The 25145-nt window shown below is 47.8% G+C and carries 27 protein-coding genes and 1 pseudogene; 7 read left to right on the top strand and 21 right to left on the bottom strand.

The genetic code is table 11. The features are described from left to right. Positions 1-69 precede the first annotated feature (69 nt). A complete protein-coding gene (locus K0036_RS03485) occupies positions 70-735 on the top strand; it encodes a TetR/AcrR family transcriptional regulator (protein ID WP_220430760.1) in 666 nt (221 codons plus the stop codon). Here K0036_RS03485 and K0036_RS03480 read toward each other — a convergent pair. From K0036_RS03480 to K0036_RS03450, 7 genes and pseudogenes are all read right to left on the bottom strand, one after another. Further along, a complete protein-coding gene (locus K0036_RS03480; RefSeq protein ID WP_220430759.1) occupies positions 725-2035 on the bottom strand; it encodes a sensor histidine kinase in 1311 nt (436 codons plus the stop codon). The two genes, K0036_RS03485 and K0036_RS03480, sit on opposite strands and share 11 nt — an antisense overlap. A 26-nt stretch (positions 2036-2061) precedes the next feature. Beyond that, positions 2062-2736, bottom strand: coding sequence for a response regulator (locus K0036_RS03475; RefSeq protein ID WP_220430758.1), 675 nt, complete (start codon positions 2734-2736; stop codon positions 2062-2064). 1 nt (position 2737) lies between these two features. Continuing rightward, positions 2738-3408: pseudogene (gene phoU / locus K0036_RS03470) on the bottom strand (phosphate signaling complex protein PhoU). Position 3409: 1 nt separating this feature from the next. Continuing rightward, the gene (gene pstB / locus K0036_RS03465; protein WP_173693644.1) at positions 3410-4159 is read right to left on the bottom strand and encodes a phosphate ABC transporter ATP-binding protein PstB; all 750 of its coding nucleotides are present in this window, start codon (positions 4157-4159) and stop codon (positions 3410-3412) included. Positions 4160-4171: 12 nt separating this feature from the next. Then, positions 4172-5035 (bottom strand): phosphate ABC transporter permease PstA, encoded by an 864-nt coding sequence (gene pstA, locus K0036_RS03460; RefSeq protein ID WP_220430757.1) that lies wholly within the window; start codon positions 5033-5035, stop codon positions 4172-4174. Continuing rightward, entirely contained in the window at positions 5028-5903 is an 876-nt protein-coding gene (gene pstC, locus K0036_RS03455; protein WP_220430756.1) for a phosphate ABC transporter permease subunit PstC, read from the bottom strand. Before pstC ends, pstA begins: the two co-directional genes overlap by 8 nt. Before the next feature lies 1 nt (position 5904). Further along, positions 5905-6816, bottom strand: coding sequence for a substrate-binding domain-containing protein (locus K0036_RS03450; protein WP_220430755.1), 912 nt, complete (start codon positions 6814-6816; stop codon positions 5905-5907). 197 nt (positions 6817-7013) lie between these two features. On the opposite strand from K0036_RS03450, the gene K0036_RS03445 reads away from it, so the two are divergent. From K0036_RS03445 to rd, 3 genes are all read left to right on the top strand, one after another. Continuing rightward, entirely contained in the window at positions 7014-7874 is an 861-nt protein-coding gene (locus tag K0036_RS03445) for a class I SAM-dependent methyltransferase (protein ID WP_025645201.1), read from the top strand. A gap of 114 nt (positions 7875-7988) precedes the next feature. Next, positions 7989-8363, top strand: a complete 375-nt coding sequence (locus K0036_RS03440) for a desulfoferrodoxin family protein (RefSeq protein WP_173693641.1) — start codon at positions 7989-7991, stop codon at positions 8361-8363. 22 nt (positions 8364-8385) lie between these two features. After that, on the top strand, positions 8386-8547 hold the full coding sequence (rd, locus tag K0036_RS03435) for a rubredoxin (RefSeq protein WP_025645204.1): 162 nt from the start codon (positions 8386-8388) through the stop codon (positions 8545-8547). Positions 8548-8592: 45 nt separating this feature from the next. Here the strand turns inward: rd and K0036_RS03430 are convergent, their stop codons facing one another. The 3 genes from K0036_RS03430 to K0036_RS03420 are packed head-to-tail and all read right to left on the bottom strand — an operon-like array spanning position 8593 to position 10446. Beyond that, complete coding sequence (locus K0036_RS03430) at positions 8593-9279, bottom strand: HAD family hydrolase (RefSeq protein WP_220430754.1); 687 nt, start codon at positions 9277-9279, stop codon at positions 8593-8595. Between the two features lie 17 nt (positions 9280-9296). Beyond that, complete coding sequence (locus K0036_RS03425; protein WP_004608590.1) at positions 9297-9458, bottom strand: hypothetical protein; 162 nt, start codon at positions 9456-9458, stop codon at positions 9297-9299. Between the two features lie 52 nt (positions 9459-9510). Next, a complete protein-coding gene (locus K0036_RS03420; RefSeq protein ID WP_259283380.1) occupies positions 9511-10446 on the bottom strand; it encodes an alpha/beta hydrolase in 936 nt (311 codons plus the stop codon). Positions 10447-10559: 113 nt separating this feature from the next. Here K0036_RS03420 and K0036_RS03415 point away from each other — a divergent pair, with 113 nt between their 5' ends. Beyond that, on the top strand, positions 10560-11369 hold the full coding sequence (locus K0036_RS03415) for a tyrosine-protein phosphatase (protein ID WP_220430752.1): 810 nt from the start codon (positions 10560-10562) through the stop codon (positions 11367-11369). 11 nt (positions 11370-11380) lie between these two features. Here the strand turns inward: K0036_RS03415 and K0036_RS03410 are convergent, their stop codons facing one another. Continuing rightward, positions 11381-11899, bottom strand: coding sequence for a GNAT family N-acetyltransferase (locus tag K0036_RS03410; RefSeq protein ID WP_025645210.1), 519 nt, complete (start codon positions 11897-11899; stop codon positions 11381-11383). After that, a complete protein-coding gene (locus tag K0036_RS03405; protein ID WP_220430751.1) occupies positions 11896-13515 on the bottom strand; it encodes a potassium/proton antiporter in 1620 nt (539 codons plus the stop codon). The genes K0036_RS03410 and K0036_RS03405 overlap by 4 nt, the downstream gene beginning before the upstream one ends. 116 nt (positions 13516-13631) lie before the next feature. Between K0036_RS03405 and yfcE the strand changes: the two genes are divergently transcribed. Next, on the top strand, positions 13632-14162 hold the full coding sequence (gene yfcE / locus K0036_RS03400) for a phosphodiesterase (protein ID WP_025645219.1): 531 nt from the start codon (positions 13632-13634) through the stop codon (positions 14160-14162). Here the strand turns inward: yfcE and K0036_RS03395 are convergent. From K0036_RS03395 to K0036_RS03375, 6 genes are all read right to left on the bottom strand, one after another. After that, positions 14151-14654, bottom strand: coding sequence for an O-acetyl-ADP-ribose deacetylase (locus tag K0036_RS03395; protein ID WP_025645222.1), 504 nt, complete (start codon positions 14652-14654; stop codon positions 14151-14153). The genes yfcE and K0036_RS03395 overlap by 12 nt on opposite strands. Further along, complete coding sequence (locus K0036_RS19255; protein WP_310593074.1) at positions 14651-15256, bottom strand: M20/M25/M40 family metallo-hydrolase; 606 nt, start codon at positions 15254-15256, stop codon at positions 14651-14653. Before K0036_RS19255 ends, K0036_RS03395 begins: the two co-directional genes overlap by 4 nt. Further along, complete coding sequence (locus tag K0036_RS19250) at positions 15257-15805, bottom strand: M20/M25/M40 family metallo-hydrolase (protein WP_310593073.1); 549 nt, start codon at positions 15803-15805, stop codon at positions 15257-15259. Next, on the bottom strand, positions 15802-16623 hold the full coding sequence (locus K0036_RS03385) for an MBL fold metallo-hydrolase (RefSeq protein ID WP_220430750.1): 822 nt from the start codon (positions 16621-16623) through the stop codon (positions 15802-15804). The genes K0036_RS19250 and K0036_RS03385 overlap by 4 nt, the downstream gene beginning before the upstream one ends. A gap of 32 nt (positions 16624-16655) precedes the next feature. Then, positions 16656-19097, bottom strand: coding sequence for a cation-translocating P-type ATPase (locus K0036_RS03380; RefSeq protein WP_220430749.1), 2442 nt, complete (start codon positions 19095-19097; stop codon positions 16656-16658). Positions 19098-19167: 70 nt separating this feature from the next. After that, positions 19168-19758, bottom strand: coding sequence for a helix-turn-helix domain-containing protein (locus K0036_RS03375; RefSeq protein ID WP_220430748.1), 591 nt, complete (start codon positions 19756-19758; stop codon positions 19168-19170). A gap of 190 nt (positions 19759-19948) precedes the next feature. Here K0036_RS03375 and K0036_RS03370 point away from each other — a divergent pair, with 190 nt between their 5' ends. Beyond that, on the top strand, positions 19949-21043 hold the full coding sequence (locus K0036_RS03370; protein WP_220430747.1) for a glycerol dehydrogenase: 1095 nt from the start codon (positions 19949-19951) through the stop codon (positions 21041-21043). Positions 21044-21136: 93 nt separating this feature from the next. Here K0036_RS03370 and K0036_RS03365 read toward each other — a convergent pair whose 3' ends face one another. From K0036_RS03365 to K0036_RS03355, 3 genes are read right to left on the bottom strand one after another with little or no spacing between them, the layout of a single operon-like run. Further along, positions 21137-21919: an HD domain-containing protein gene (locus tag K0036_RS03365; RefSeq protein ID WP_025645230.1), complete on the bottom strand. Its 783-nt coding sequence runs from the start codon at positions 21917-21919 to the stop codon at positions 21137-21139. A 3-nt stretch (positions 21920-21922) separates the two neighbouring features. Then, on the bottom strand, positions 21923-23800 hold the full coding sequence (recQ, locus tag K0036_RS03360; protein WP_220430746.1) for a DNA helicase RecQ: 1878 nt from the start codon (positions 23798-23800) through the stop codon (positions 21923-21925). After that, positions 23793-24800, bottom strand: a complete 1008-nt coding sequence (locus K0036_RS03355) for a hypothetical protein (protein ID WP_220430745.1) — start codon at positions 24798-24800, stop codon at positions 23793-23795. The genes recQ and K0036_RS03355 overlap by 8 nt, the downstream gene beginning before the upstream one ends. Positions 24801-25145 lie beyond the last annotated feature (345 nt).

The raw sequence follows: 25145 nt of genomic DNA, 5'->3' as shown, positions 1-25145 counted from the left end.
TTTTTTTGAAGGCAAAATATGGTACATTTACACAGAAGACCACTGTGATTAAGAGAGGATTTATGAACAATGAAAGAATCTGAACTGATAGATAAAGAAGAGCAAAAAAGGCAGAACGCCAGAACATTTATTAATGCCGCCCAGGAAATGATAGAATCTGAAGGCCTTGAGAATATATCGGTCCGCAAGATCGCGCAGAAGGCTGGATTTCATAACTCCACCATTTATCTCTATTTTGAAGACCTGGATCAGCTGGCTATGTTCGCCTCCCTGAAATATTTCAGGGAATATAGTCATTCCCTTGAGTTACAAAGCCAAAAGAACCTGTCTCCTACTGAAAATTTTCTGTCTATATGGGAACTTTTTGTGGATACCATGCTTAAGAAGCCTCATATATTCTACAATTTCTTTTATGGAAAACGCAGTGACAATCTTCCTGAGATCATGAACCGGTACTATGAGATCTTCCCGGAAGAACGGGACCAGTTCTCCGAAGAGATCGAGTCCATGTATTTTGGGAAAAATATTAATGACCGGAGCCTTAAGCTTCTTATGCCTATGCTCCGGGAAGATAATCTTATAACCAAAGAGACGCTGACGATGCAGAACGAATTGATCGTCAGTTACTGCAAGTACAAGCTAGAGCAGAAATGTAACGATCCACAGCTGGATGATCGGCAGTTGAAGGAGGACATCATAAAAGCCATTGCATTTATTGCAGGCATCAGAATGTAAGTTCCATTCTGGTGCCTTTTCCCAATTCGCTTTCCACCCGGATATCCGCGTCATGGATCATCGCCCCGTGCTTTACGATAGACAGGCCAAGGCCGGTTCCCCCGCTTTCTTTGGAGTGGCTCTTGTCCACCCGGTAGAACCGCTCAAAGATTCTCTCCTGCTGATCCGCTGGAATCCCAATGCCGGTGTCTGTCACGATAATCTTCTTGCCTTTCAGCGTGCTGCCTACCCAGACGCTTAAGGTACCGCCTTCCTTATTGTACTTGATTGCATTCTCGCAGATATTATATACCATCTCATCCAAGATCTGACGGATTCCCTTGTAAGTCACGGTTTCCCCGGTAACCTCTATACGGATGTCTCTTGCATTCGCCTGGGGTGCCAGCCGGCTGCACACTTCCCTTGCAAGCTGATAGAGATCCACTTCCTCTTTCTCCAGTTCTACCTTCCCTTCATCCAACCGGGACAGCTTGATGATATCCTCTACCAGGGTAATCAGCCTGCTGGCTTCATTATATATGCGCTCGGAGAACTTCATCATATCCTCCGGCTTTACCAGGCCGTCCTTCATAATCTCCGCATAGCCTGATATGGAGGTCAGCGGAGTCTTTAATTCGTGAGAGACGTTGGCCGAGAATTCCTTTCTCATATTTGCGATCGCGTCTTTTTCCTTGTTCTGTCTGTCTATACTCATAAGCAGCGGCGTCAATTCTTCATACACATCATTTTCCATCGGGTTATCAAGATCCAGTTCATTAATCGGACGGATTAGTCTTGCTACCTGCCATCTTGCCAGAATCCATGCGATCAAAAGCATCACCACGGCAATCACGCCCATCGCCGGCAGGATTCTTATTGCCGTAAAGAATGCCGTATCAACCGTCTTGGAGACCCTTAAGACATTGCCGTCAGGAAGCCTCTGGGCATAGTAGAACATCTCCTGCCCCAGGGTATCAGACTTGCGGATATCCTGGCCGCTTCCACTACTGAGCGCTTCTTTCACCTCCGGCCTGCTTTTATGGTTTTCCAAGGTCACTTCGTCTTCTTTGGAATCATAGGTCACCCTGCCTTGGCCGTCTATCATGGTAACCCTGGTGTTCTTTCGCACCGCGTCCATCTCCTTGAGGTATGCCTCGCCGGAGATTCCAACGGCCGCGCAGATATAGTCAGCCTCCTGGCGGATCTCATCTTCCATAAGGCTGATCGTCTGGCGATACACCACAAAGGTGGTGATCGCATAGGTAATCAGCAAGGTGGTGGTGATTACCAGTATCATGCTTCGCTGTATCTTTCTTCTCATTACTGATTCCTGTCCCTTCACGCAAGTTATTCGCTCATCCGATATCCAACGCCGCGGACCGTCTCAATGCGCTCCCCCGCGCTCCCTAGCTTCTGGCGCAGAGTCCTGACATGCACATCCACGGTTCTGGTCTCTCCGTCAAAGTCATAGCCCCAGATATCTTCCAGCAGCTGGTCTCTGGTCAGCACAATGTTGGAATTCTTCATAAGACGCTTCAGAAGTTCATACTCCTTAAGCGTCAGGCTTACGACTTCCCCTGCTGCCGTCACCTCATGCTTCTTCAGATTCATCTCTATCTTTCCAATCACGATAGAGTCTTCCTTCTGGCCTCCTTCTCGGGCGCTTCGCCTTAGGACGGCCTTGATTCTGGATACCAGTTCCATCATTCCGAATGGCTTGGTCACATAGTCGTCCGCCCCGGTGTCAAGTCCCATGACCTTATCATATTCCGCGCCTTTGGCGGTAACCATGATGACCGGAATATCCCTCGTCTTAGGCGAGGCCTTCAGTTTTTTCAGCAGTTCCATGCCGTCTTCTCCCGGAAGCATGATGTCGAGCAGGACAAGATCCGGCGTTTCCAGCGCCAGCGCTTCCAGAAAGGAACTTCCCTCCTCAAATCCCCGAGCCTTAAGCCCGGTGCTTTCCAGTGTATATACGACCAGTTCGCGTATGTTGCTGTCATCTTCCACGCAAAATATCATGCTAATTCTCCTTTGGCTTCATTGTTTCCATTCCCTTGTGTATTCCAGTGATGGAGAATTCCACCCACTCAGCAATATTGGTGGCATGATCAGCGATTCTTTCCAGATATTTGGCAACCATGATCAGATCGATCGCCCGCTCCCCATATCCACCTTTTTTTCTGCAATAAAACTGACAAGTTCTCTCTTATTTTCTTCAAACATCTCATCCACAATGTCATCGGAAGCCATCACTTCTCTGGATAATTCCAGATCCTTCTTTACATAGGCTGTGACGCTGTCACGCACCATCTTTGCCGCTGCCTCCGACATCTGCCCGATTCTCGAGATGTCCATCGCCTCCGTCATCCTGGCAGAGATGATGATCTCAGCGATATCAGATGCCTGGTCCCCGATTCGCTCCATATCCGTGATCATCTTAAGTGCCGCGGATATCTGCCGCAGATCTCTTGCCACCGGCTGCTGCTGAAGCAGCAGTTTCAGGCACAGACGTTCAATGTCCTTTTCCATCTGGTCAATCTCATCATCCGCCTCCCGAACCGCCTTTGCCTGCTCCATGTCTCCATTTTGAAGCGCCATAGTCGCCTTATTAATGGCAATCTCGCACAATTTTCCCATATGAGTCAACTGCTCATTGAGGCGCTCTAACTGCATATCAAACTTATTCCGCATCCTAACCGAACCTCCCTGTAATATAGTCTTCTGTACGCTTATCTGATGGTATGGAGAAAAGTTTCTCCGTATCATTGTACTCAACGACCTCGCCAAGCAAAAAGAAAGCCGTATTGTCGGACACGCGGACCGCCTGCTGCATATTATGCGTTACCATTACAATAGTATAATCTTTTTTCAATTCCATCGCAAGGTCTTCAATCTTCGATGTAGATATGGGATCCAGCGCAGACGTGGGCTCATCCATCAAAAGGACTTCCGGCTGCACGGCCAGAGCCCTGGCGATGCACAGCCTCTGCTGCTGTCCTCCTGACATTCCAAGGGCGCTTTTCTTAAGCCGGTCCTTACATTCTTCCCAGATTGCCGCATCTCTTAAGGATTTCTCCACAATATCATCCAGCCGGGACTTGGAACGGATTCCATGGGTCCTTGGCCCATAAGCGATATTGTCATAGATGCTCATCGGAAATGGATTGGGCTTCTGAAATACCATGCCCACCCGCTTCCTTAGCAGGTTTACATCAATTTCCTTAAATATATCCTGCCCGTCCAAAAGAATATCCCCTTCTATCCTGCATCCTTCCACCAGGTCATTCATGCGGTTGATGGACTTTAAAAGGGTAGACTTTCCACATCCTGAAGGCCCGATAAACGCTGTGATTTTATTCGTTTCTATTTCCAGATTCACATCTTTTAACGCCTTGAAGTCGTCATAATATAAATCCAGATTCTTAATACTAATTTTTCCCATGATTCTTCCTCTCTACGCTTTCGTTAATCTTCTGGCCACAGCGCCTGACAGAGTGTTGATCCCCACGACCAGAAGCAGCAGTATGACTGCTGTGGCATACGCCTGATCCATATACAGTCCTTCGCTTGCCAGATTATACATATGCACGGCCAAAGTCCGGCCCGATCCCATAACGCTGTTTGGCACATCGGCCACCGTTCCCGCCGTGTAGATCAAGGCTGCCGTCTCACCCACAATCCTTCCTACCGCCAGGATTATCCCGGCGAGAATGCCTGGCACGGCGGATGGAAGAACAATTCGAAACACCGTCCGAAGTTTTCCTGCGCCCAGGCCAAAACTTCCTTCCCGGAAAGAATCCGGCACCGACTTAAGGGCCTCCTCCGTGGTCCGCATAATTAACGGCAGGATCATGATAGACAGGGTAAATGCGCCAGCCAGCAGCGAGAATCCCCATCCACATGCAGTCACAAAGAACAGCATGCCGAACAACCCATAGACGATGGACGGGATGCCTGACAAGGTCTCTGTAGTCAGACGGATGATTTCGACAAATTTATTGCCCCGTCCGGCATATTCCACCAGGAAAATAGCAGAAAATATGCCAAAAGGCACTGCAATCACCAGAGATAAAAACGTCATGACAATGGTATTGATCAGCGCCGGCATCAGTGACGCGTTTTCTGACGTATAGGTCAGAGAAAATAAAGATGGCTTGATGTACGGAATTCCGTGAATCAAAATATAGGCAATCAGAAATATCAGTACGGTAAAAGTCAGAACCGCAGACAGTACGACCAGAAGCATTACAATGAATGATCCCGGCGTCCTCGCGTATGACTTAAGCCTCTGCTTGAATCTTTCCTGGCTACTACTCATGGCTTCCCCTCCTGTTTAGAAGTGCTACGCTGAAGTTGATCAGCAGAATGAACACAAAGAGAACAACGCCGGTTGCAATCAGCGCTTCCCTGTGCAGGTCTGTGGCATATCCCATTTCTATCACAATATTGGCTGTCAGGGTCCGGATGCCGCGGAAGATTCCTGCCGGCATCCTGGCCTGGTTTCCCGCCACCATAATGACTGCCATCGTCTCGCCGATCGCCCGGCCAATGCCAAGCACGATCCCTGCTACTACGCCGGATTTAGCCGCCGGCAGGATCACCCGGAAGATCGCCCTCTCGTGGGTGGCGCCTAAAGCCACGGCTCCTTCATAGTACTGGGCAGGCACCGCGCGGATTGCCGACTCTGTCACGCCGATGATCGTCGGAAGGATCATCATGCCAAGCAGAAGAGATGCCGTAAGGATGCTGCTTCCGTTTCCTCCGAAGCCAAGCTCCCGTCCCATCTCCCTGATCCATGGCACCAGCACGACCAGGCCGAAGAACCCATATACAACCGATGGGATGCCTGCCAGCAGTTCCGTTGCCGCTTTCAGCGGCCTGTAGATCTTCTTTGGACAATAATGCGCCATGAATACGGAGGTCAGGATTCCCACCGGCACTCCGAAGAGTATGGCTCCCGCCGTGACATACAGGCTTCCTATAATCATTGGAAAGATTCCAAATATCTGGTTCTTGGGCCTCCACATCTGGCCGGTCAGAAATTTGCCAAATCCAATTTCTTTCATTGCGGGGATGCCATTCGCAAAAAGGAATATGCAAATGAGAGCTACCGCCAGTACCGAAGCACAGGCGGCAATGAAGAACACTCCCCGCATGAATTTTTCAGTCCATGCTTTTGATTTCATTTTATTTTACTACCTCATCCCATGTAAGCGCTTCTCCGGTATAAATGGATTTCACCTGATCGCTGCTCAACTCATCTGTCGTGTTGTTCTTATTTACGATGACCGCAATTCCATCCGTCGCAATGACCTGGGGAACCAGCCCTTCGGACGTCTCTGTATCCTTCAATTCTCTGGATGCCATGCCAATGTCATAGCTTCCGTCGATAGCGGATGTCATGCCGGTGGTAGAATCGGTAGACTGAAGTTCGATTTCTGCCTTATCGTTCACCGTCTTATACGCCTCGATCAGCTTCTCCATCACGGGCGCAACCGAAGACGAGCCTCCAACAACCGCTTTTCCCTCTGGCGCGCTTCCTTCGTATGGCTTTGCTTCATCTAAGGAAATGTATCCATTGTCCGCCACTACTTTCTGTCCTTCCTCGCTTAGGATGAAGTTGATGAAGTCCTTGGCCACCGCATTATTGGCCCCTTCCTTGGTTGCGATATTGAATGGCCTGGACACTTTATACGTACCGCTCTTAATATTCTCGGCGGTTGCCTCTGCCCCATCAATCTTCACGGCCTTCACGCTATCATTAAGCGAGCCAAGGGATACATATCCGATCGCATAGTCATCTCCTGCGACGGTTGTCATCATTACGGAAGTACTATTGGTAATCTGGGCCTCCTGCGTAGTCATATCCACTTTCTCGCCGTCTATCTCATCTTCAATCCCGAACAATTCGATAAATGCCCCTCTTGTTCCTGATCCGTCTTCTCTGGATACGATAGTGACATCCATAGAAGAATCCCATTCAGATGCCTCTGCCTTCTTATCATTTCCATCGCCAGCATCTGATTTTCCGCATCCCGCGGCGAGTCCTGCTGCCATTCCAACAATTGCCAATACTGCGATAAACTTTTTCAATCTCATAATCATTTCTCTCCTTTATCAATCGAATCTCTTCTTCACATTTGCTATCATAAAGGATGAATGTAAAATCTGAAATCCGCCCAATGTTAAATCTATGTAAAGTCCCAAAACCCTCTTCTTTTCTTTTTCATTCCTTCATGCTATAATCCTAAGTGATTGTGGATTATAATGTCAGAAACAGGAGAGGATAGATAATCATGTGGATTGCAGATCAATGGAAAGATTATGAAGTGATAGATTGCAGCAAAGGAGAGAAACTGGAGCGATGGGGGGAATACATCCTGGTTCGCCCGGATCCCCAGGTCATCTGGGACACTCCTAAGAACGACCGTGGCTGGAAGCATAAGAACGGACACTATCACCGCAGCAAAAAGGGCGGCGGAGAATGGGAATTCATAAGCCTCCCGGAACAATGGCAGATACATTATAAAGACTTGACTTTTAATCTGAAGCCTTTTAGTTTCAAGCACACAGGACTTTTCCCGGAACAGGCTACAAACTGGGACTGGTTTTCAGAAAAGATCCGAAACGCGGGACGCCCGATAAAGGTCTTAAATCTCTTTGCTTATACCGGAGGCGCTACATTGGCCGCTGCGGCCGCCGGCGCCAGCGTCACCCATGTAGACGCATCCAAAGGCATGGTAAGCTGGGCCAAAGAAAATGCGGCTTCTTCCGGCCTGTCCGACAAGCCGATCCGGTGGCTGGTGGATGACTGCGTCAAATTTGTGGAGCGGGAAATCAGAAGAGGGAACCATTACGATGCCATCATCATGGATCCCCCTTCCTACGGAAGAGGACCCAAAGGCGAGATCTGGAAGATTGAGGATGCCATCCACCCTCTGATCAAGCTTTGCACGCAGATCCTGTCCGACCAGCCTCTGTTCTTTCTGGTCAACTCCTATACTACAGGCCTTGCCCCAGCCGTGCTCACCTACATGCTGGCCACGGAACTAGAGAGATTTGATGGGAATGTGGATTCGCAGGAGATCGGACTTCCAGTGACGCGCTCCAAACTGGTACTTCCATGCGGAGCCTCCGGCAGATGGGAATCCCGTTAAAATTTTAAAAAAACGTATAGTTTTGTAACCAAGTCACAGAAATAAACTCCTTCTTCATGTATTCTATTAACAGAAACAGCAAAAACTAATGGAAAACATGAAGGAGGCTTTTTTATGGGCAGATTCTATAAAGACCAGAACTCACATAATATATTCCAGGAACTGATCTCCCTTAGCGAGAGCGCTTCTGTTCCGTCACTTGAGGAAATCAAGGCGAACACAACAGATGCCGCACAGGAAAAACACGTTCCTGTCGTTACCATAAAAGATAACGTAGTGGAGGTATCAGTCGGCTCCGTGACTCACCCTATGCTGGATGAGCATTACATTACAGGCATCTATATCGAGACTAAACTTGGCGCGCAGTACAGAAGGCTTGCGCCGGGCATGGATCCCAAGGCTGTATTCATTCTTCCCGAAGGGGACGAGTTTGTTGCGGCATATGAATACTGTAATCTACACGGATTATGGAAAAAAGACGATAACTAAAAATAATTGGAGGTAAGAAGTCATGCAGAAATATTTATGCGAACCATGTGGCTATGTATATGATCCTGAAATCGGAGATCCTGACGGCGGAATCGCCCCGGGTACTGCATTCGAAGATATTCCGGACGACTGGGTATGCCCGATCTGCGGAATGGGAAAAGAAGTATTCATTGTAGAAGAATAAAAAGCCAGATTTATAAAATAGAAGGAATGACAGGCAAAATGCCTGTCATTCCTTCTGTTTTCCAATGTCCATCTGTTCCAGAAGTCCAATCACCTCATGCAAAGTTTTAAACTGCCTGTGGACCAATGCTTTGATCTCTTCATCCGGCTCCACCAGATCCGGAATCATAACAGGAATCATGCCGGCCGCATACGCAGAGCGGATTCCCGCCGGAGCATCCTCAAGGGCGATGCTGCACTTTGGCCTTATCTTAATGGCCTCGCATGCCTTTAAGTAGATCTCTGGGTCGGGTTTTGCCCGGTGTACCATATCTCCGAATATGGCCCCGTCAAAATACCCATATATCCCTGCCTCTTCCAGATTATGGATAGCGTAGCCGCTTCTGGATGACGTAGCCACAGCCATCTTATAGCCTCTGCTCTTCCCATATTCCAGAAGTTCCATTACGCCCGGCTTAACCGGAAGGCCTTCTTCCTCTACAATCTCCCGGAATCGGACTCTCGTCCTCGCTGCAAACTCTTCCTTGGGAAAATCAGGCCCGATTACCCGCAGGAAGTATTCATTCCTTCCTACCACATTCATCCCCAGCGTATGGTAGATATGGCTTCCCATATGCCGGATGCCAAGCTCGTTCCCGGCATCCTCCCAGGACCGCTGCACGATACGCTCTGAATCAAACAGCAGTCCATCCATATCAAATACAATTCCTTCAATTACACTTCCATCAATCATCCTGTTCAAATTCCTTTTTAAAACTCAATTCCCCGTCCAAGGGCATCCTTCAGATAGTCCGATACTTCTTCCAGCTTATTGACAGCCGCCATCTTCTCTTCCCATTCCTCACCCGTCATTTCCTTGTTTACAAGGCATTTTTGGATATGCTTAACTTCTCTAATCAATTCTTCTGTCATAAGAATACCCCCTTAATTATTTTTATATATCCAGTATAACATATTCTCCCATCTATGACGTATATTTGTCCGCAAAACTTATCACGCGCTCCCAATATCTGTCTTCGTCGATAATACTGGCCTCCCCATGGGCGGCGCCGCCAACGACAAACCTTTCCTTCTCGCACCTTGCAGCCTCAAATAGTCGCCCGTGCATCTCATATGGAACAAACAGATCCTCGCTTCCGTGAATGAACAGGATCGGAATCTGTGATCTTGCCACCTGCGCAAGGGCGCTGGCCTCCTTAAAATCATAACCGGCCCTTCTCTTCATGATCGCCGATGCTATATAGAGGAATGGAAATGCCGGAAGATGGCACATCTTACGGATCTGCACCTGGAATTCTTCCCATACGGAAGTATAGCCACAGTCTTCTATGACTGCCTTAACCTGAGTCGGAAGGTCTTCCTCTCCAGCTGCCATCATGACAGTTGCCGCCCCCATGGAAAGGCCGTATAGCAGAATCCTCGCCTGTCCGTCTTCCTGAATAATCCGTCTTGCCCAGTCCACTACGTCCCGGCGTTCGGGCCAGCCCATTCCGATATAGTTTCCTTCGCTCTCGCCCAGCCCCCTGGCATCCGGCGCCAGGATATGGTAGCCCGCCTCCCGGAATCGGATCGCGTCGCCTCCCATATTAAGCGCATTGCTCTTGTAGCCATGGCAGATAATGACATACTTATGGCTCTCTTCCTTTGCCGGAATCTCCAGACCGTGAAGTTCCAGGCCATCCCAGCTGGTTATGTACGCGTCTTTTCCGTTGGCGCTCATAAAGAGCCGGTTCTGTTCCTGTTTCTGGGTCAGGAGATCCTTTTCTTTCGCCTTTTTCAAATGCTTTCTTGTTCCCAGCATGAATTTGCACAGATAATTGCTGACAAAGATTGCCACGCTTAGGCCAAAGGTGGCTACATACAGCAGCGCAACCATGATTTTACGAATATATTTCCCCATAACTTCTTCTCTTTCGCCTCCCAGGATTTTCATTTGTTCATTATAGCATGAAATATGCTATAATGAAAAGTAACGTAATAATTAGAAATATTATTTGGAAAGGCAGGTTTATTATGAATCCTATACAACGAATCCCACTTGAGGGCCTTTTTAATACCAGGGACCTGGGAGGCATAGAGACCATGGACGGATACCGCGTCCGTCCACGGCGGCTGATCCGCAGCGGCCAGCTCTACCACATGACAGAGAACGACAAAAAGGTGCTCTCCGATGAATATGGCTTAAAATCCATCGTAGACTTTCGGACTTTGGATGAACAGGCTGAGAAGCCAGATCCTCATATAGAAGGCGCTACCCACATCAGCAATCCCATTCTTCAGACTATGACTGCCGGCATAACCCACGATGAGACTTCCGAAAAAATGACTTTGGAGGAAGCCACGCTGGCTATGAAGGAGCATGGCGTAGACCCGACATTCTATATGCAGAAATTATATGAAGATATCATCACCAGCGATTATTCCCTGAAGCAGTATGCTCAGTTCTTCCGTATTCTGGCCAGGCAGGAAGAAGGAGCCACGCTGTGGCACTGCAGCGCTGGAAAAGACCGGGTGGGCATGGGGACTGCCATGCTTTTGTATACCTTGGATGTAGATATGGATACCATTATTGAAGATTATATGATGACCGCCGCCTTTCTAAAAGATGAGGTAGAACTGATACTTAAAAGACTGTCCGCAGCGATTACCGACCCCGGCCAGATTGAAAGTCTTCGAATCTGTATGGGCGTCAAGGAAAATTACATCAAGAGAGTCTTTCAGATCATGGAAGAAACTTCCGGCAGCATCCGGCAATTTCTAAAAGATAAGATCGGACTTTCCGAATCCATGGCTGATACATTAAAAGCGCTGTACCTTGAGTAACAGCGCTTTTCTTATTTTTCGATCTTCTTGTAGAACACATATCTGGGCAAGCCGCCGTACTTATTATCTTCGGCTACTATCTCATAGTCCAGCTGGAGAAAATTATTCACGCTATAAATATTTTCCGGGTGCGCGGTTCCCATTAGATACTTGTACTGCGTATCCTTAAGAATCTTTTCTCCTTCGTCCATCAGGCATCTCTGCAGCTTATATCCCCGGTAGTCCGGGCTTACTGCCGCGGATTCCATATGTGCCACATACTGCATCTCCTCTTTTGTTAGGCGTACGTAACTGCCCAAGTTATCATTTGCGTTTTTGGGAAAGCGGACGATAAGGAATCCAGCCAGGCGGCCCTCTGCCTCTGCCTTTAATATAAATCCGTTTTCATGAAGATGCTTTCTGACATAGTTTTCATCATCCGCGCAATACCAGGACGCATCCCTGGCTAATTGACAGGAGATATCCATTACAGACATAATATCCGGGACATCTTCTTCTTTTGCATAACAGATTTCGATCTTCTGGTTCATCTTCCCCTCTCCTTTCGCGGTATATCTTCAATGGTTAGAAGCATATCTCCCTCCAGTATCCTGGTATCTCCCACCGGTACAAATGCCTGGCCGCCACGTTTTATGATGGCGACGGTGGCATGTGGAAATGCCAGTTCATGCAGCCTTCGGCCATTCCATCGATGCTTTTTGTCAATATAGGTTTCCTTCATGCCAATTGGCCTTATCCCCTGATATTCTATAGCGCTTAAAATCAATTCATCCGCACTTTCCAATATCGTACTTCCTTTCGGAATCACCTGACTATCCCCTCGTCTTATCAAGGCGATACGCATCTGGGGCGGCATCAGGAGTTCCTGGATTTCTCTTCCTACCCATGCATGACCCTCCATCAGCGTCAAGGTTACGAACTGCAGAGATGATTCCTGCGCATAATCATTAAATGTTTTCATTACATCCTGGCTATTGTCAATCATATCCAGCTTCTTGGATAGGATCGGAAGCAGCGTTCCCTGAAGGCCAATGGACAAAAGGACTACGCAGAACACAATATGGAAGATGTCATTCTTTGTATACGCATCATCTACCGTCACAATTATAGCAAATACGATGGATGCCGCTCCTCTAAGCCCTGCCAGGGATACAACCGCCTGCTGGGACTTACTGGATTTGAAGGCAGTCAATATAGGGCAGACTACGACAGGCCTGGCGATAAATGTAAGAAACAGAAATATCGCTATCGCTGGCAGCAGGATGCCTGCCATTTGGGAAGGAAAGGAAAGCAGTCCCATCAAAAAGAATACCAGCATCTGCATCAATCCTGTAGCACCATCGAAAAAATGAACCATCTCTTTCTTACCAGGCAGCGTACAGTTTCCAAGGACAATTCCTACGATATACGTGCTAAGATAGCCATTTCCGCCCAGAAGCGCAGGAAATGTATATGCCATTAACGCGATGGCAACCACGAATATCGTCCCAAAACCGGATGTTTCAAACTCAATATGCCTGATCGCCCATACGCTTATCCCCGCGATTGCTGCGCCGGCTGCCGCCGCTACCAGTACCTGCCAGAGTACTGTTCCGGCGATCTGAAGGGGCGTGCTGTTTTCTCCCCGCATGATAGAAAGAATAATCACGGTCATCATGTATGCCCATGGGTCATTGCTGCCACTCTCCAGTTCCAGCAAAGAAGCAGTCTTATATCTTAGATTTAATTGTTTGGAACGCAGTACCGAGAATACGGATGCGGCATCCGTCGAGCCCAGAACCGCACCTATCAGAAGGCTTTCCAGCCATTCAAAATGAAGAATATAGTAACAGAAGATCCCTACCAGGAAAGAGGTAGCAATTACTCCCACCGATGATAGAAGAAGCGCTTTCGGCGCGACAGGCTTTGCTTCCTTCCAATTCGTTCCGAATCCGCCATAAAACATGATAAATATCAAGGCAACTGTACATACCTGCTCCACGAACTCAAAGTCGTCAAACGGTATCTTAAAAATTCCATCCGAACCAAATATCACTCCCAGCAGGATGAATGCCAGCAGCATTGGAACACCAATCTTATTCGTCAACTTGTTACATAGCACGCATGCCACGATCACGATTGCTATTATGGTAAGGGAAATCAGCATAGTTCACCTCCGTTACCAGTATAACATAACCCTGAACGTATGAAAAATGAATTTTACTCTGCACCAATTTTATGCTACAATTCCTTCATAATCCGTATAAAGCGAGGTATATATAAATGAAATTAATGATTGCATCTGATATTCACGGTTCTGCCTATTATTGCCGGAAAATGCTAAAAGCCTATGAACGCGAGCAGGCTGACCGTCTGCTTCTGCTCGGCGACATCCTCTACCATGGCCCCAGGAACGATTTGCCAAAGGAATATAATCCCAAGGAAGTGATTAGCCTTTTGAATCCCAAGAAGCAGGAAATCCTATGCGTCAGAGGAAACTGCGATACGGAAGTTGACCAGATGGTCCTGGAGTTTCCTATCCTTGCAGACTATTGCTTTCTGGAACTTAACGGATGCAGCATTTTTGCGTCCCACGGCCACCACTTTAATCCCCAAAGTCCTCCGATGCTGAAGGAAGGAGACATTCTGCTCAATGGCCATACCCACGTACCGGCCAATCGGAATATGGGAACTTATACTTATATGAATCCCGGCTCTGTCTCCATTCCAAAAGAAAACTCTGTCTGCGGCTATATGACCTTTGACGGAGGATTCCTGTGGAAAGATCTGGATGGAAACCTCTTATCCATCTAGCGCGTTTTCATAATATTTTTTTGTAATCTCATCAAAACATACCATCTGGACTTTTTCTATCTCCGGATGCTCCTTTAAGAAAGAACGGATGGTATGGACAGCGATAGGCGCTGCCTTTTCCAGCGGGAACCCGTAGATTCCGGTACTGATGGATGGGAACGCGATACTCTTGCACCCATGCTCTGCCGCAAGCTTCAGGCAGTTTTCATAGCAATTCTTAAGCAGCTGCTCTTCCTGATGGCTTCCGCCTCTCCATACTGGACCTGGCGTATGAATCACATATTTTACCGGCAGCCTGTATCCGTTGGTAATCTTTGCCTCTCCCGTCCGGCAGCCGCCAAGCGTCCTGCACTCGCTCAGAAGTTCCGGTCCTGCCGCCCGGTGGATGGCTCCGTCTACGCCTCCCCCGCCAAGCAATGTAGTATTCGCCGCATTTGCAATGGCATCACAGGTAACTTTCGTAATATCCCCTAATATGACTTTGAATTTCATAGGCTGTTCATCTCCTCCACCAATGACATTAATACCAGAACACACCGGTCTATATCTTCAATCTTTACATACTCATCTGGTTTGTGGGCCATCTTCAAATCCCCCGGCCCATAAGACATGCAATTACCGTTTCCCAGCATTCCGGCAATGACCGCCGTATCCGTATAGCCAGGAAATGGACCTACCTCAGGTTCCTCTCCAAGAGACTTTTTGCATGCTTTCCTTAATCCTGCCAGCAATGAAGACGCATCATTTTTCTCTATACATGGCCGGTTTCCTGTTATTTTATATTGGAATTCTACTCCTGGCACTGCTTCCTCTGCCTTCTTCATTCCTTCTTCTACGATCAGCAGCGCCTTCTTATCGTCAAGAGGAGGCACTAGCCTAAGATCCATCCACAGCCTGCATCTGTCCGGAACCACGTAGGGCTGGTAACCGCCTGCAATCTGTCCAAAAGTCACGGTTGGCCTGCCCAGTTCTTTATGCTCCGGCATCCGGGCAAATTCCCCTCTTACGCAACTGATCAATTCTCCCATGGCCGCGATTGCATCCGCGCCGTCTTCCGTCCTGCTCGCATGGGCCGTCACGCCCTGGGCATCCACTTAAAGCCACAGCCTCCCTTTGTGAGCCATCTGAATTTGTCCCCCGGTAGGCTCCATGTCCAGAACCCAGTCATCTTTTGACACCCGGCCGGATAGGACTGCCCTCTCAGCGCCCCGCATAGTTCCTTCTTCGTCAACCGTGCACAGAAGCTTAAGCGGATATTTAAGCCTCATCTTCCCATGCTTCACATTTTCCGCTATTTCCCGAAAGACCACAAGGGCACAGGCAAGTCCTGCTTTCATATCACATGCTCCGCGCCCGTAGATCCTTCCATCCTCTTCTTCTGCCGCGAATGGATCGCGCGTCCAGCCCGGGCCTTCCACTACGGTATCCATGTGGCAGACGAATACCAGCGAAGGGGCGGCTTCTTCTCCTGTCAAAGTTGCCATCACATTATTGCGCCCTGGAAATACTTCTTCGGAGGCCAGCGCGGCTCCTGTTCCATACAGATATCTTAGTATGAACCGTTCCATATCACTTTCGCCCATACCTGGATTTGTGCTTTCAACCGCTATCAGTTCCCGGGTTAATTCCACTGCGTTCATCATAACTCTATGCTCCCGCCACATCTTATATATTCTATCTGGCTTCCCAGAATCCCTTGCATTAACTGATATGCCGCTTCTCCAGTACAGTGGCCGGTATAGTATTGGATTGGGTAAGCCTTAAGTTCTAAGGCCGTCTTGCGGATAAGTTCCTCTTCCTCCATGGTATACGCTGACTTTTTTGCCATATGTAATCCGCTAATGAGCGCATCCGGCATACGGCCTCTTAGATTCCAGTATCGCTCCAGGATGTTCAGGATACCATTGTGGGCGCATCCGGATATCAGGATTTCCTTCCCTTCGCTTTGGATAATCAGGTACTGCTCATGACTAAAGTCATCCTGAAGCAGTTCTCCATTTTTCACCACTTTTAATTCCCGGTTGCCCTCAGGCCACATTCTTCTTCCTGTAACATTCGTAAAAAGGAATAACTCTTCATCTATCCTGAGATCGCTCCCTGCGATCACCACTTGCTCCAGTTTCTTAATTTCTTTATCAATTCCGATGTACCTGCGCCCATGATCTTTGACGTGGTAGAAATCCTCGAATGCATTTTCCCGAATATAAATGCGGGCATTGGGATTCTTTCCGGCAAACGCCAGAATGCCGCCGCTATGGTCATAATGCCCATGGCTTAAAATAACCGTATCCACCTTGGCAAGGTCAATCCCAAGACGCTTGGCATTCTCGAGAAATCTGCAGGACGCTCCTGTATCCGCCAGAATTCTATGGCTTTTGGTCTCCACGTAGAGACTGAAGCCGTGCTCGAAGAGACAGCCATTCCCACCTGGCGTATCCTCCATCAGACTTACTATTTTCATATTCATCCTCCTTGCGACATACCCGCCTTCTATCACGCTTTGTGAAAGAACTTCTTATATAAACCTTTCAAGCCGCCAACCAGCAGCGTCAGATATCTGAGAACCGGTTCCGTTGCGATCGAGAATACAATGAACAGCATGATGCACTTGCTGGACATCCCTGTAATCGCAAACAAATCCGGTAGAAATATACTGCATGCCAGAAGGCCAATGATAGAGCCTACCCATACTATAACACGGATCGTATTCAGCGGCTGGCATATTTTGTACAAAATCATGAATCCCACGATGGCAAGAAGCATGGTAGCTGCCGTGGAAATATCCTTGGCGCCCACCCCGAAGGTCTGTCCGAATACGACCAGCGCCCCCACCGCCAGTACATCCGTTAGCCCTGCAGGCAGCGCTTTTAAAAATACATTGGTAAGAAAATGCCCTTTGATGACTTCCTTATTCGGCTGCAGCGCCAGGAAGAACGCCGGTATGCCGATCGTAAACATGCTGATCAGCGATATCTGCGAAGGCTCCAGCGGATAAGTGATCATAAAGGCCACCGAGAACAAGGACAGCAGGAAGGAAAAAATATTCTTCACCAGGAACAGGCTGGCAGAACGCTGGATATTGTTGACTACCCTTCTTCCCTCCAGCACCACGGATGGCATACATGCAAAATCCGACTCCAGAAGCACTACCTGGGACGCCTGGACGGCCGCATCGCTTCCCGATGCCATGGCCACGCTGCAGTCCGCATCCTTCAGGGCTAATACGTCGTTCACCCCGTCTCCGGTCATGGCAACCGTCTTTCCCTGCTCTTTTAAAGCCTGCACGAACTGCCGCTTCTGTCCCGGGGTGACACGGCCGAACACCGTATATTTTGCGATCGCATTCTTTACATCCTCTTCCGTCTCAAGAGTCGCCGCATCCACATACTCTTCTGCATTCTTGATCCCCGCGTCTTTGGCCACTTCAGATACGGTTAGCGGGTTGTCACCGGAAATAACCTTTACCTCCACGCCTTGCTCGGCAAAATACTGGAAGGTCTCCGGGGCCTCCTTGCGGATTGGATTGGAAAGAAGCACATAGCCAAGAGGCGTAACCTTCTCTGTCAATTTCTTTCCATCCAAAGCGCCGGCATAACTGCCAAATACCAGCACCCGGTAGCCTCTCTTGGCATAGGTAAGAATCTCCGTACGATAGGTATCATAATCCTCCCGCAGTACGAACTCCGGCGCGCCAAGAACGTATGCCTTCTCTTCAAAGGCAACCCCGCTATACTTCGTAGCGGATGTAAATGGCGTCACCTTGACCGGCGCTGCGCCAGTGCTTTCCTTGAAATATTCCTTCATGGCCTCCATGGTGCTGTTGTCGCTGCTCATGGCCTTTACAAAGTCGCCTACCAGTTTGGATAGTTCCGGCATATTTTCCTTGTCATATTCTTCTGTAGGCACCAGTTTGTTTACGCTCATAGAATTCTCTGTGATGGTGCCCGTCTTGTCTACGCACAGTACATCCACCCTGGCAAGGGTCTCAATACTCTTCATATCATGGAGGAGCACCTTTTTATGCGCAAGCCGCATTGCGCTTACTGCCAGGGCTACGCTGGCCAGCAGATAGAGTCCCTCTGGAATCATGCCGATGACTGCCGCAACCATGGATGTGACGCTATTGCGGAATCCTTCGCCATTAAAAAAGAATCCTTGCACGAAAAGCACGATGCCGATCGGGATTAGAGCAATGCCAACGAACTTGACCAGCTTGTCCAGCGAACGGATCATCTCTGACTGCTCGCCTTTCTGCATTGCCTTGGCTTCCAGCGTCAGTTTGGAAATATAGGAATCCTCTCCCACGGCTTCCAGCCTGGAGAAGCACTGGCCTGCTACTACGAAACTGCCGGACATCAGATGATCGCCCGGCTTCTTAGTAATCTCGTCCGACTCTCCGGTTAGCAGGGATTCATTGACCTGGACCTCACCGTCTACTACGATGGCATCCGCACAGATCTGATTCCCCGCTTTAAACAGGACGATATCATCCAAAACCAGTTCCTCCGAATCCACGTTTAACGTCTTGCCATCCCGCACGACATTGGCGTGGGGCGCATTCAGCATGCTCAGCTTCTCCAAAGTATTTTTAGCCCGAATCTCCTGAATGATCCCGATCAGCGTATTGATAATGATAACCGGCAGAAAAGTAAGGTTCCTAAATGACCCCACCAGACACAGAAGTACTGCCAGCACTGTAAAAATCAGGTTGAAATAAGTAAATACATTTTCATGAATGATCTCCCTGGTCGTCTGGGCCGGAGGATCTACCGCCACATTCGTCCATCCATCCTGTGTATGCTCCCTCACCTGCTGGCTGGTAAGACCCTCTCTGTAATCCGGCTGATAACGGGTAGTCTGCCTCCTGGTTGTCTCATATTCATGATCGTATACTTCTTCCTCTGCCTGTACTGCATTTCTTGACTTCCGCCACATACAAAAAACCTCCTCATGTGTATGGTAGTTATTATACGCCGGGAAATCTTGGAATTCTATAAACACTTTCTTAAAAATGTCTTAGACTTTCGTGATCTCTACCAGGCGTACTTTCCACCACCAGGATCTGTGCCTGCTCTCCTCCTATATTTTCATAAATATGCCTGTCTCCTGCAAGGTGGCCCTTGGAATCTCCCGCCTGCATCTCTATTGACCGCGTGCCATCAGGCCCATTCAGCGTCAGGCGAATGCAGCCTTTTAATACAAATACGTACTCCAGTCCCGTATGCGAGTCATAGTCATTCGAAGCCCCTGGAGCGATATCCAGGATGAAGCCCGCCATATAGCCCTGCATAGGGTCATTGATACTTGCGAGCCCATAGATATCGATTCCAGGTTCTGCCGCTATCCTTTTGGATTCCTGCATATTAATGACTCCCCTTGCTTTTTCCTCCTGCTCGGTCAAGTCTCCCAGATTCTTTCCATATAATCTAAGCATCCTGTGTAGATTTTCAAAACTGATTCCGCTCTTTCCATTCTCCACCATGCTGAGAAATGGAATCGATACTTTTAATTCATCTGCTACTGCTTTTAATGTGAGTCCTGCTTCTTTCCGAAATGTTTTCAACTTTTCTCCGGGCAAGGCTATATCTTCTGCCATAATGATTTTCCTCCCTTTTCATGATGCCCATGCCTGCCCCGGATTGCATACTTCATCGTGACAGGCGCGCTATGCATGACTAAGTATATATAGTTTAACATTTTCTCTGTCTATTTTCCAATTTTATATTGACAAAAAAATAACAATATTGTAATGTTAAGTCATACTTAATATTTTAGGAGGTCTTATTATGGGTAGAACAAAATTAATGCGTGCTCCTTTGAAATACGTGCAGGGAAAAGACTGCCTGCTCCATTTCTACGGAGATACCAGCGAATTAGGAAAGAACTATTTATTCGTCTGCTCCCGCAGCGGACACAAGGCTTGTCATGCCAAGATCGAGAACAGTTTTGCTGATTCCGACTGCTACAGGCAGTACGAAATCTTTGGAGGCATCAGTTCTGTAGGGGAAATTGAAAAAATGCGCAAGATCGTACAGGAAAAGAACATACAAGTCGTAGTAGGAATTGGAGGCGGTTCTGCCATAGATACTGCTAAGGCAACTGCTTACTACGAACATCTGCCTGTCGTAATCGTCCCAACTGTCTGCGCCACGGATGCTCCATGTACCGGCCTTTCCGTTATTTATCAGGATGACGGCACCTTTGACAGCTATCTCTTCTATCCCAGAAATCCGGAGGCCGTCCTTGTTGACACCGCAGTACTTGCCGCATCCCCGGCCAAATTCCTGGTAGCCGGAATGGGAGATGCCCTAGGCACTTATTTTGAAGCGCGGGTATGTCAGAAAATGGATGCTCCCAGCCTTGAAAATGGCGGCATTACCCGCTCTGCCATGGCCCTTTGCAGACTATGCTATGAAACCCTTCTGGAATATGGCGTTCAAGCGAAAGCCGCATGCGAGCAGAATCTGGTAACGCCTGCCTTAGAAGCCATCATAGAAGCCAATACATACTTAAGCGGCGTAGGCGCAGATAACGGCGGACTTGCAGTTGCGCACTCTGTCTACAACGGGTTCACCGCCCTTGAAGAATGTGAAAAAACGATGCATGGCAGTCTGGTTGCCTTTGGAACCATCGCCCAATTAATCCTGGAAGGGGCCCCTAAAGATGAATTGGACACCGTAATGAAATTCTGTAAAAGCGTAGGCCTTCCTATTACGCTTAAAGAGGTTGGCGTTTCGGATAACGCAAGGGTGCTGATTGCTGCGCGCAAAGCATGCGCTCCCGGAGAAACGATTCATAACATGCCAGGTGATATAACTCCTGAGCAACTTTACGATGCATTGCTGGCAGCTGACCTTTTAGGACAGCAGATGGATGCATAAGGCCATAATCTCATAGCCAAAACCGCCATGCCTTTTTCTAAACGAAAAAGCATGGCGGTTTCTTGAATCTGCCAGATAAGAGGCCTATTTATCTTAGTTAAAATATTTGCTGCATCTGGCAGCGCTTACATATTGCTTTAATCCTTCTTTTATCTCCAACATCTGCTCAGCAGTCTCCAGATTCGAATAAGGAATCCTTGCAATCAATCGCTCTATATAATTGTTTTCCTCAATTATATCAAAAGAAACCTGATAGTTAATGTCAAAAAAATATGCCAGATAGGATACCCAATAATCCATCTTCGTCTTTCTCGTCAGTGAGCGTATGGACTCTTTCCTCCGAAACTGCTCCATAACCTCGGGGCTGATCTTGCTATTTCCTACCTCATCGGCGGTCACCTGCAGCATGGTCTCTATTGCATCCTCCAATTTTACACGGCAGTTATCCAGCTTGTCCGCGTCCCGGATAATTCTTGCGTGTAACAGCTTACGGCTGTCCTCGATTCCTTCCAGTTTAAAATCACTGTGTTTTATAATCGCAGTTCGTATAATGTCATCCCACCTGTCTTCTCTTATAAACCTCCGGATCAGCCCTTCTTCAAACAGGATTCGAACGCCAAACTTCGCATGGTTCATAGTACTGGGCTCGAAACTGTCAAATCTTTTTATCTGCTCGAATCTGCCGATATCATGAAGCAGGCCGATCAGCTGGGCTAAGTCTATATCCTCCGGGCTAAGTCCCATCCGCTCCGTAATCTGGCGGCTGGCCTCTGCCACTCCATAAGTATGTACGATCTTGAGCCTTACTTTATCATCACTTTGGTCATATTGTTCCAGATAGCGTTCAAACGCTTCTCTTGCATATTGTAAATCCATCACTTATATCCTCCGGGCTATGGCTTCTAAAAATCTCGCCCCATACTTCTCCATCTTATATTCGCCCACGCCGCTGATCATAAGAATCTCGCTCGAATTCTCTGGCTTGGCGGCACTCATAAGCGCCAGCGTTTTATCGGAAAACACCATGTAAGGAGGTACCTTCTCCTCCGCCGCAATCTCCTTTCGCAATGCGCGCAGAGTCTCGAAAAGTTCCAAATCCTTTTCCTCGAGGGATGCAGCCGCCCCGGCCTTCTTGCGTCTTACTTTCCCTCTCCCGGCGGATCTTTCCGGCTCTCTTTCTTTCGCCAGTTTCATGAAAAGAGGCACTTGTTCCTGCAGCAATTGCTCGGCTGCGTCTGCTGCGTCTGCTGCTTTGAGCACCGGGTAATTGTCATTTGATAATTCCAAATACCCCCGGAACAATAATTCCTGGATTATCTGGCGAAGCCTCGGCACTGTAACTTCCTTCAGGCTTCCATACTCCGGATTCCTGTCAAGGCCCCTTGAAAGTATCTTCTGATTGCCTGCTCCCCGCACGATATCTATGATAACCGTAACTCCATAGTTTATATGATTTGCCTTTATGCATCTGAGAATGGCCGCGGCCTCTCTGGCAATATCCACATCCTCAAACTGGGTCATGCAATTTGAGCAGTTTCCACAATATCCAGGACTTGCCTCTCCAAAATAATCCAGGATATAATTGCGCAGGCAGCCAGTCGTAAAGCAATAGAATGTCATCTGGCGAAGCCGTTCTTCATCCCGTTCTTTTACAAGCCGTCGCGTTATCTCATCCAGCGCTTCATTGTCCTCATTATTTTCGATAAAGAATCGGTTCGTACGCACATCCATAGGCTCGTAATACAAAATACAGTCTGACGGCTCTCCATCTCTCCCCGCACGCCCGGCTTCCTGATAATAACTCTCCATATTCTTTGGCATGTTATAGTGGACGACGAATCGGACATCCGACTTGTCAATCCCCATTCCGAACGCATTGGTCGCTACCATGATCTGTCGGCGGTCATAAATAAAATCGTCCTGATTTTCCTTGCGTTCCATATCGCTTAGGCCCGCATGATATCTCGTAACTGAAAATCCTTCTTTTCTCAGATTGTAACAGACATCCTCCACGTTCTTCCTGGTCAGGCAATAGACGATTCCGCTGCTTCCAGGCATCTCTTTTTCTTTCCTTCGAATATAGCCGACCAGTTCTTTATACTTATCTACCGGCTTCCTGACGGCAAAGTAGAGATTCTCTCTGTCAAACCCGGTCGTAATCACAAAGGGGTCCTGCAACTGCAGAATGTCCATAATATCATCCCGCACGTCCGTGGTTGCCGTTGCCGTATACGCGCCTATCACCGGACGGTAAGGCAGTTTCTTTAAAAAATCCAGAATCTTCAGGTAACTAGGCCTGAAATCCTGTCCCCATTGGGAGACGCAGTGAGCCTCATCCACCGCAAGAAAAGAAATCTTAATGCCTTCCGACATCGCAAAATCCAGAAACCCTTGCGTCTCCAGTCTCTCCGGCGCCACATAGATAATCTTGTACCGCCCTTCCCTGGCGTACGCCAAGGCCTTTGCATACTGCCCCACGCTAAGAGAACTATTTAAAAAAGCAGCATGGATACCCGCCTGATTTAGGGCTCCAACCTGATCCTTCATCAAAGAGATCAATGGAGAAATCACCAAGGTAATTCCTTCCATCATCAGCGCCGGTATCTGGAAGCACATAGATTTTCCAGCGCCGGTAGGCATAATACCCAGAACATCCTTGCCGGAAAGGACAGCCTCGATCAACTGTTCCTGCCCTTCCCGGAATCCATCATAGCCAAAATATTGTTTCAGAAACTTTTCCGCAGTTTTTTTACTCAATGTTATATTCCTCGATTAATCTCTTCTGGTAATCAACATCTTCCGCTGACCGCCTTAAATCGTCAAATCTTTCGTCCTGAATCAGGCATTTATTCAATCGGTTAATCCTTTTTGTCGCCGCCTCTATTCCTTCTTCTTTTCCTTCTTCTCTTCCTTCTTCTCTTCCTTCTTCTCTTCCTTCTTTTCTCCCTTCTTTTCTCCCTTCTTCTTTTCCTTGTTCCCACCCCTCTTGCCGCGCTTCCTCGCGCAGCATCTTCCTATATTTCTTCTCATCAAAATCTGTTAACAGCATATTCTTTACCTCCGCTCTGTTTTTGGCCAGAATATCGGCAATCTTCCCTTTTTTGACACACTCATCAATCGCAAGATTAATGGCATCTTCCAGTTCATATCCCCGGCTCATATATGTAAAGACCGCCGCCACGAAATAGGAGTACCCCTCCAGTCTTTGGCATTTTTCCATCAATTCCTGGTTATGCCCCTGATTAATATTCAACATAATCGCTCTGCATTCCAAGGAGGGCTCGTCTTTTCCCTTATTTTCCAGAAAGGCCTCTGAAAGGTGAAGTTCCATTCGATCAGGCTGCTCCTGTAATCCATTATAGAATACGATGTACTTCGGCGTTGGCAAGAGTACTCGTTTTGTTCCATAGATATTATATCCCTGCTCTTCCACATAAGCCTTCAGCATTTCCGTAAAATAAATCAATCCCCTCAAAGGCATATTGGGATTAATGCTGCTTTGGTGTTCATAAAGATTCAGCGTATTGCTGATCAGAAATGACAGGTCATTCTTAAATCCCAAATAAACTGCATCCTCCAGCGTTTTAATAGTCAAATCTTCCGCATTCGTATGCTCCGTGCCATTGACTGCATTATAAAGCGACAGCAAGTCCTCTTTATCCTGAAATACAAGACGGAACAGTCGATCCTTATATTTCCGGTTCACTCGATAATTTCTGGCTTTTTGAACTACCGAACCAATGATTCTGTTTTTCATAAAATCTTCTCCTCTATCTTAGCATAATTTCCTAGTAAAATATAGCCCTGGGGTATCCCATGTCCGATACCCGCTGATGGCTAGTCCACCGATTTTCTGCCGCACGCCGGCAGGTTTTATCTCATTAACAAAAACATCATAGGCTCTTCATAGATGCATCACCACTTTTCTTTTGATTCATTTGCAAAATTGTGTCTGAAATTTAATGCGGAATCCGCAAGAACATAAAAGATATGAAAACTACTCATCGGCGGAATGCCGGATGAATTGTTGATTATTAACTTAACATAAAATATCTGGAACGTCAATAAAACTCCCGGAAAGATGCGACTCTCCCCGGGAATC

The organism is [Clostridium] scindens (assembly GCF_019597925.1).
Taxonomy (GTDB): Bacteria; Bacillota; Clostridia; order Lachnospirales; family Lachnospiraceae; genus Clostridium_AP.
Note: the sequence above shows the minus strand (reverse complement) of the source record. Positions and strands in the feature narration are given on the sequence as shown.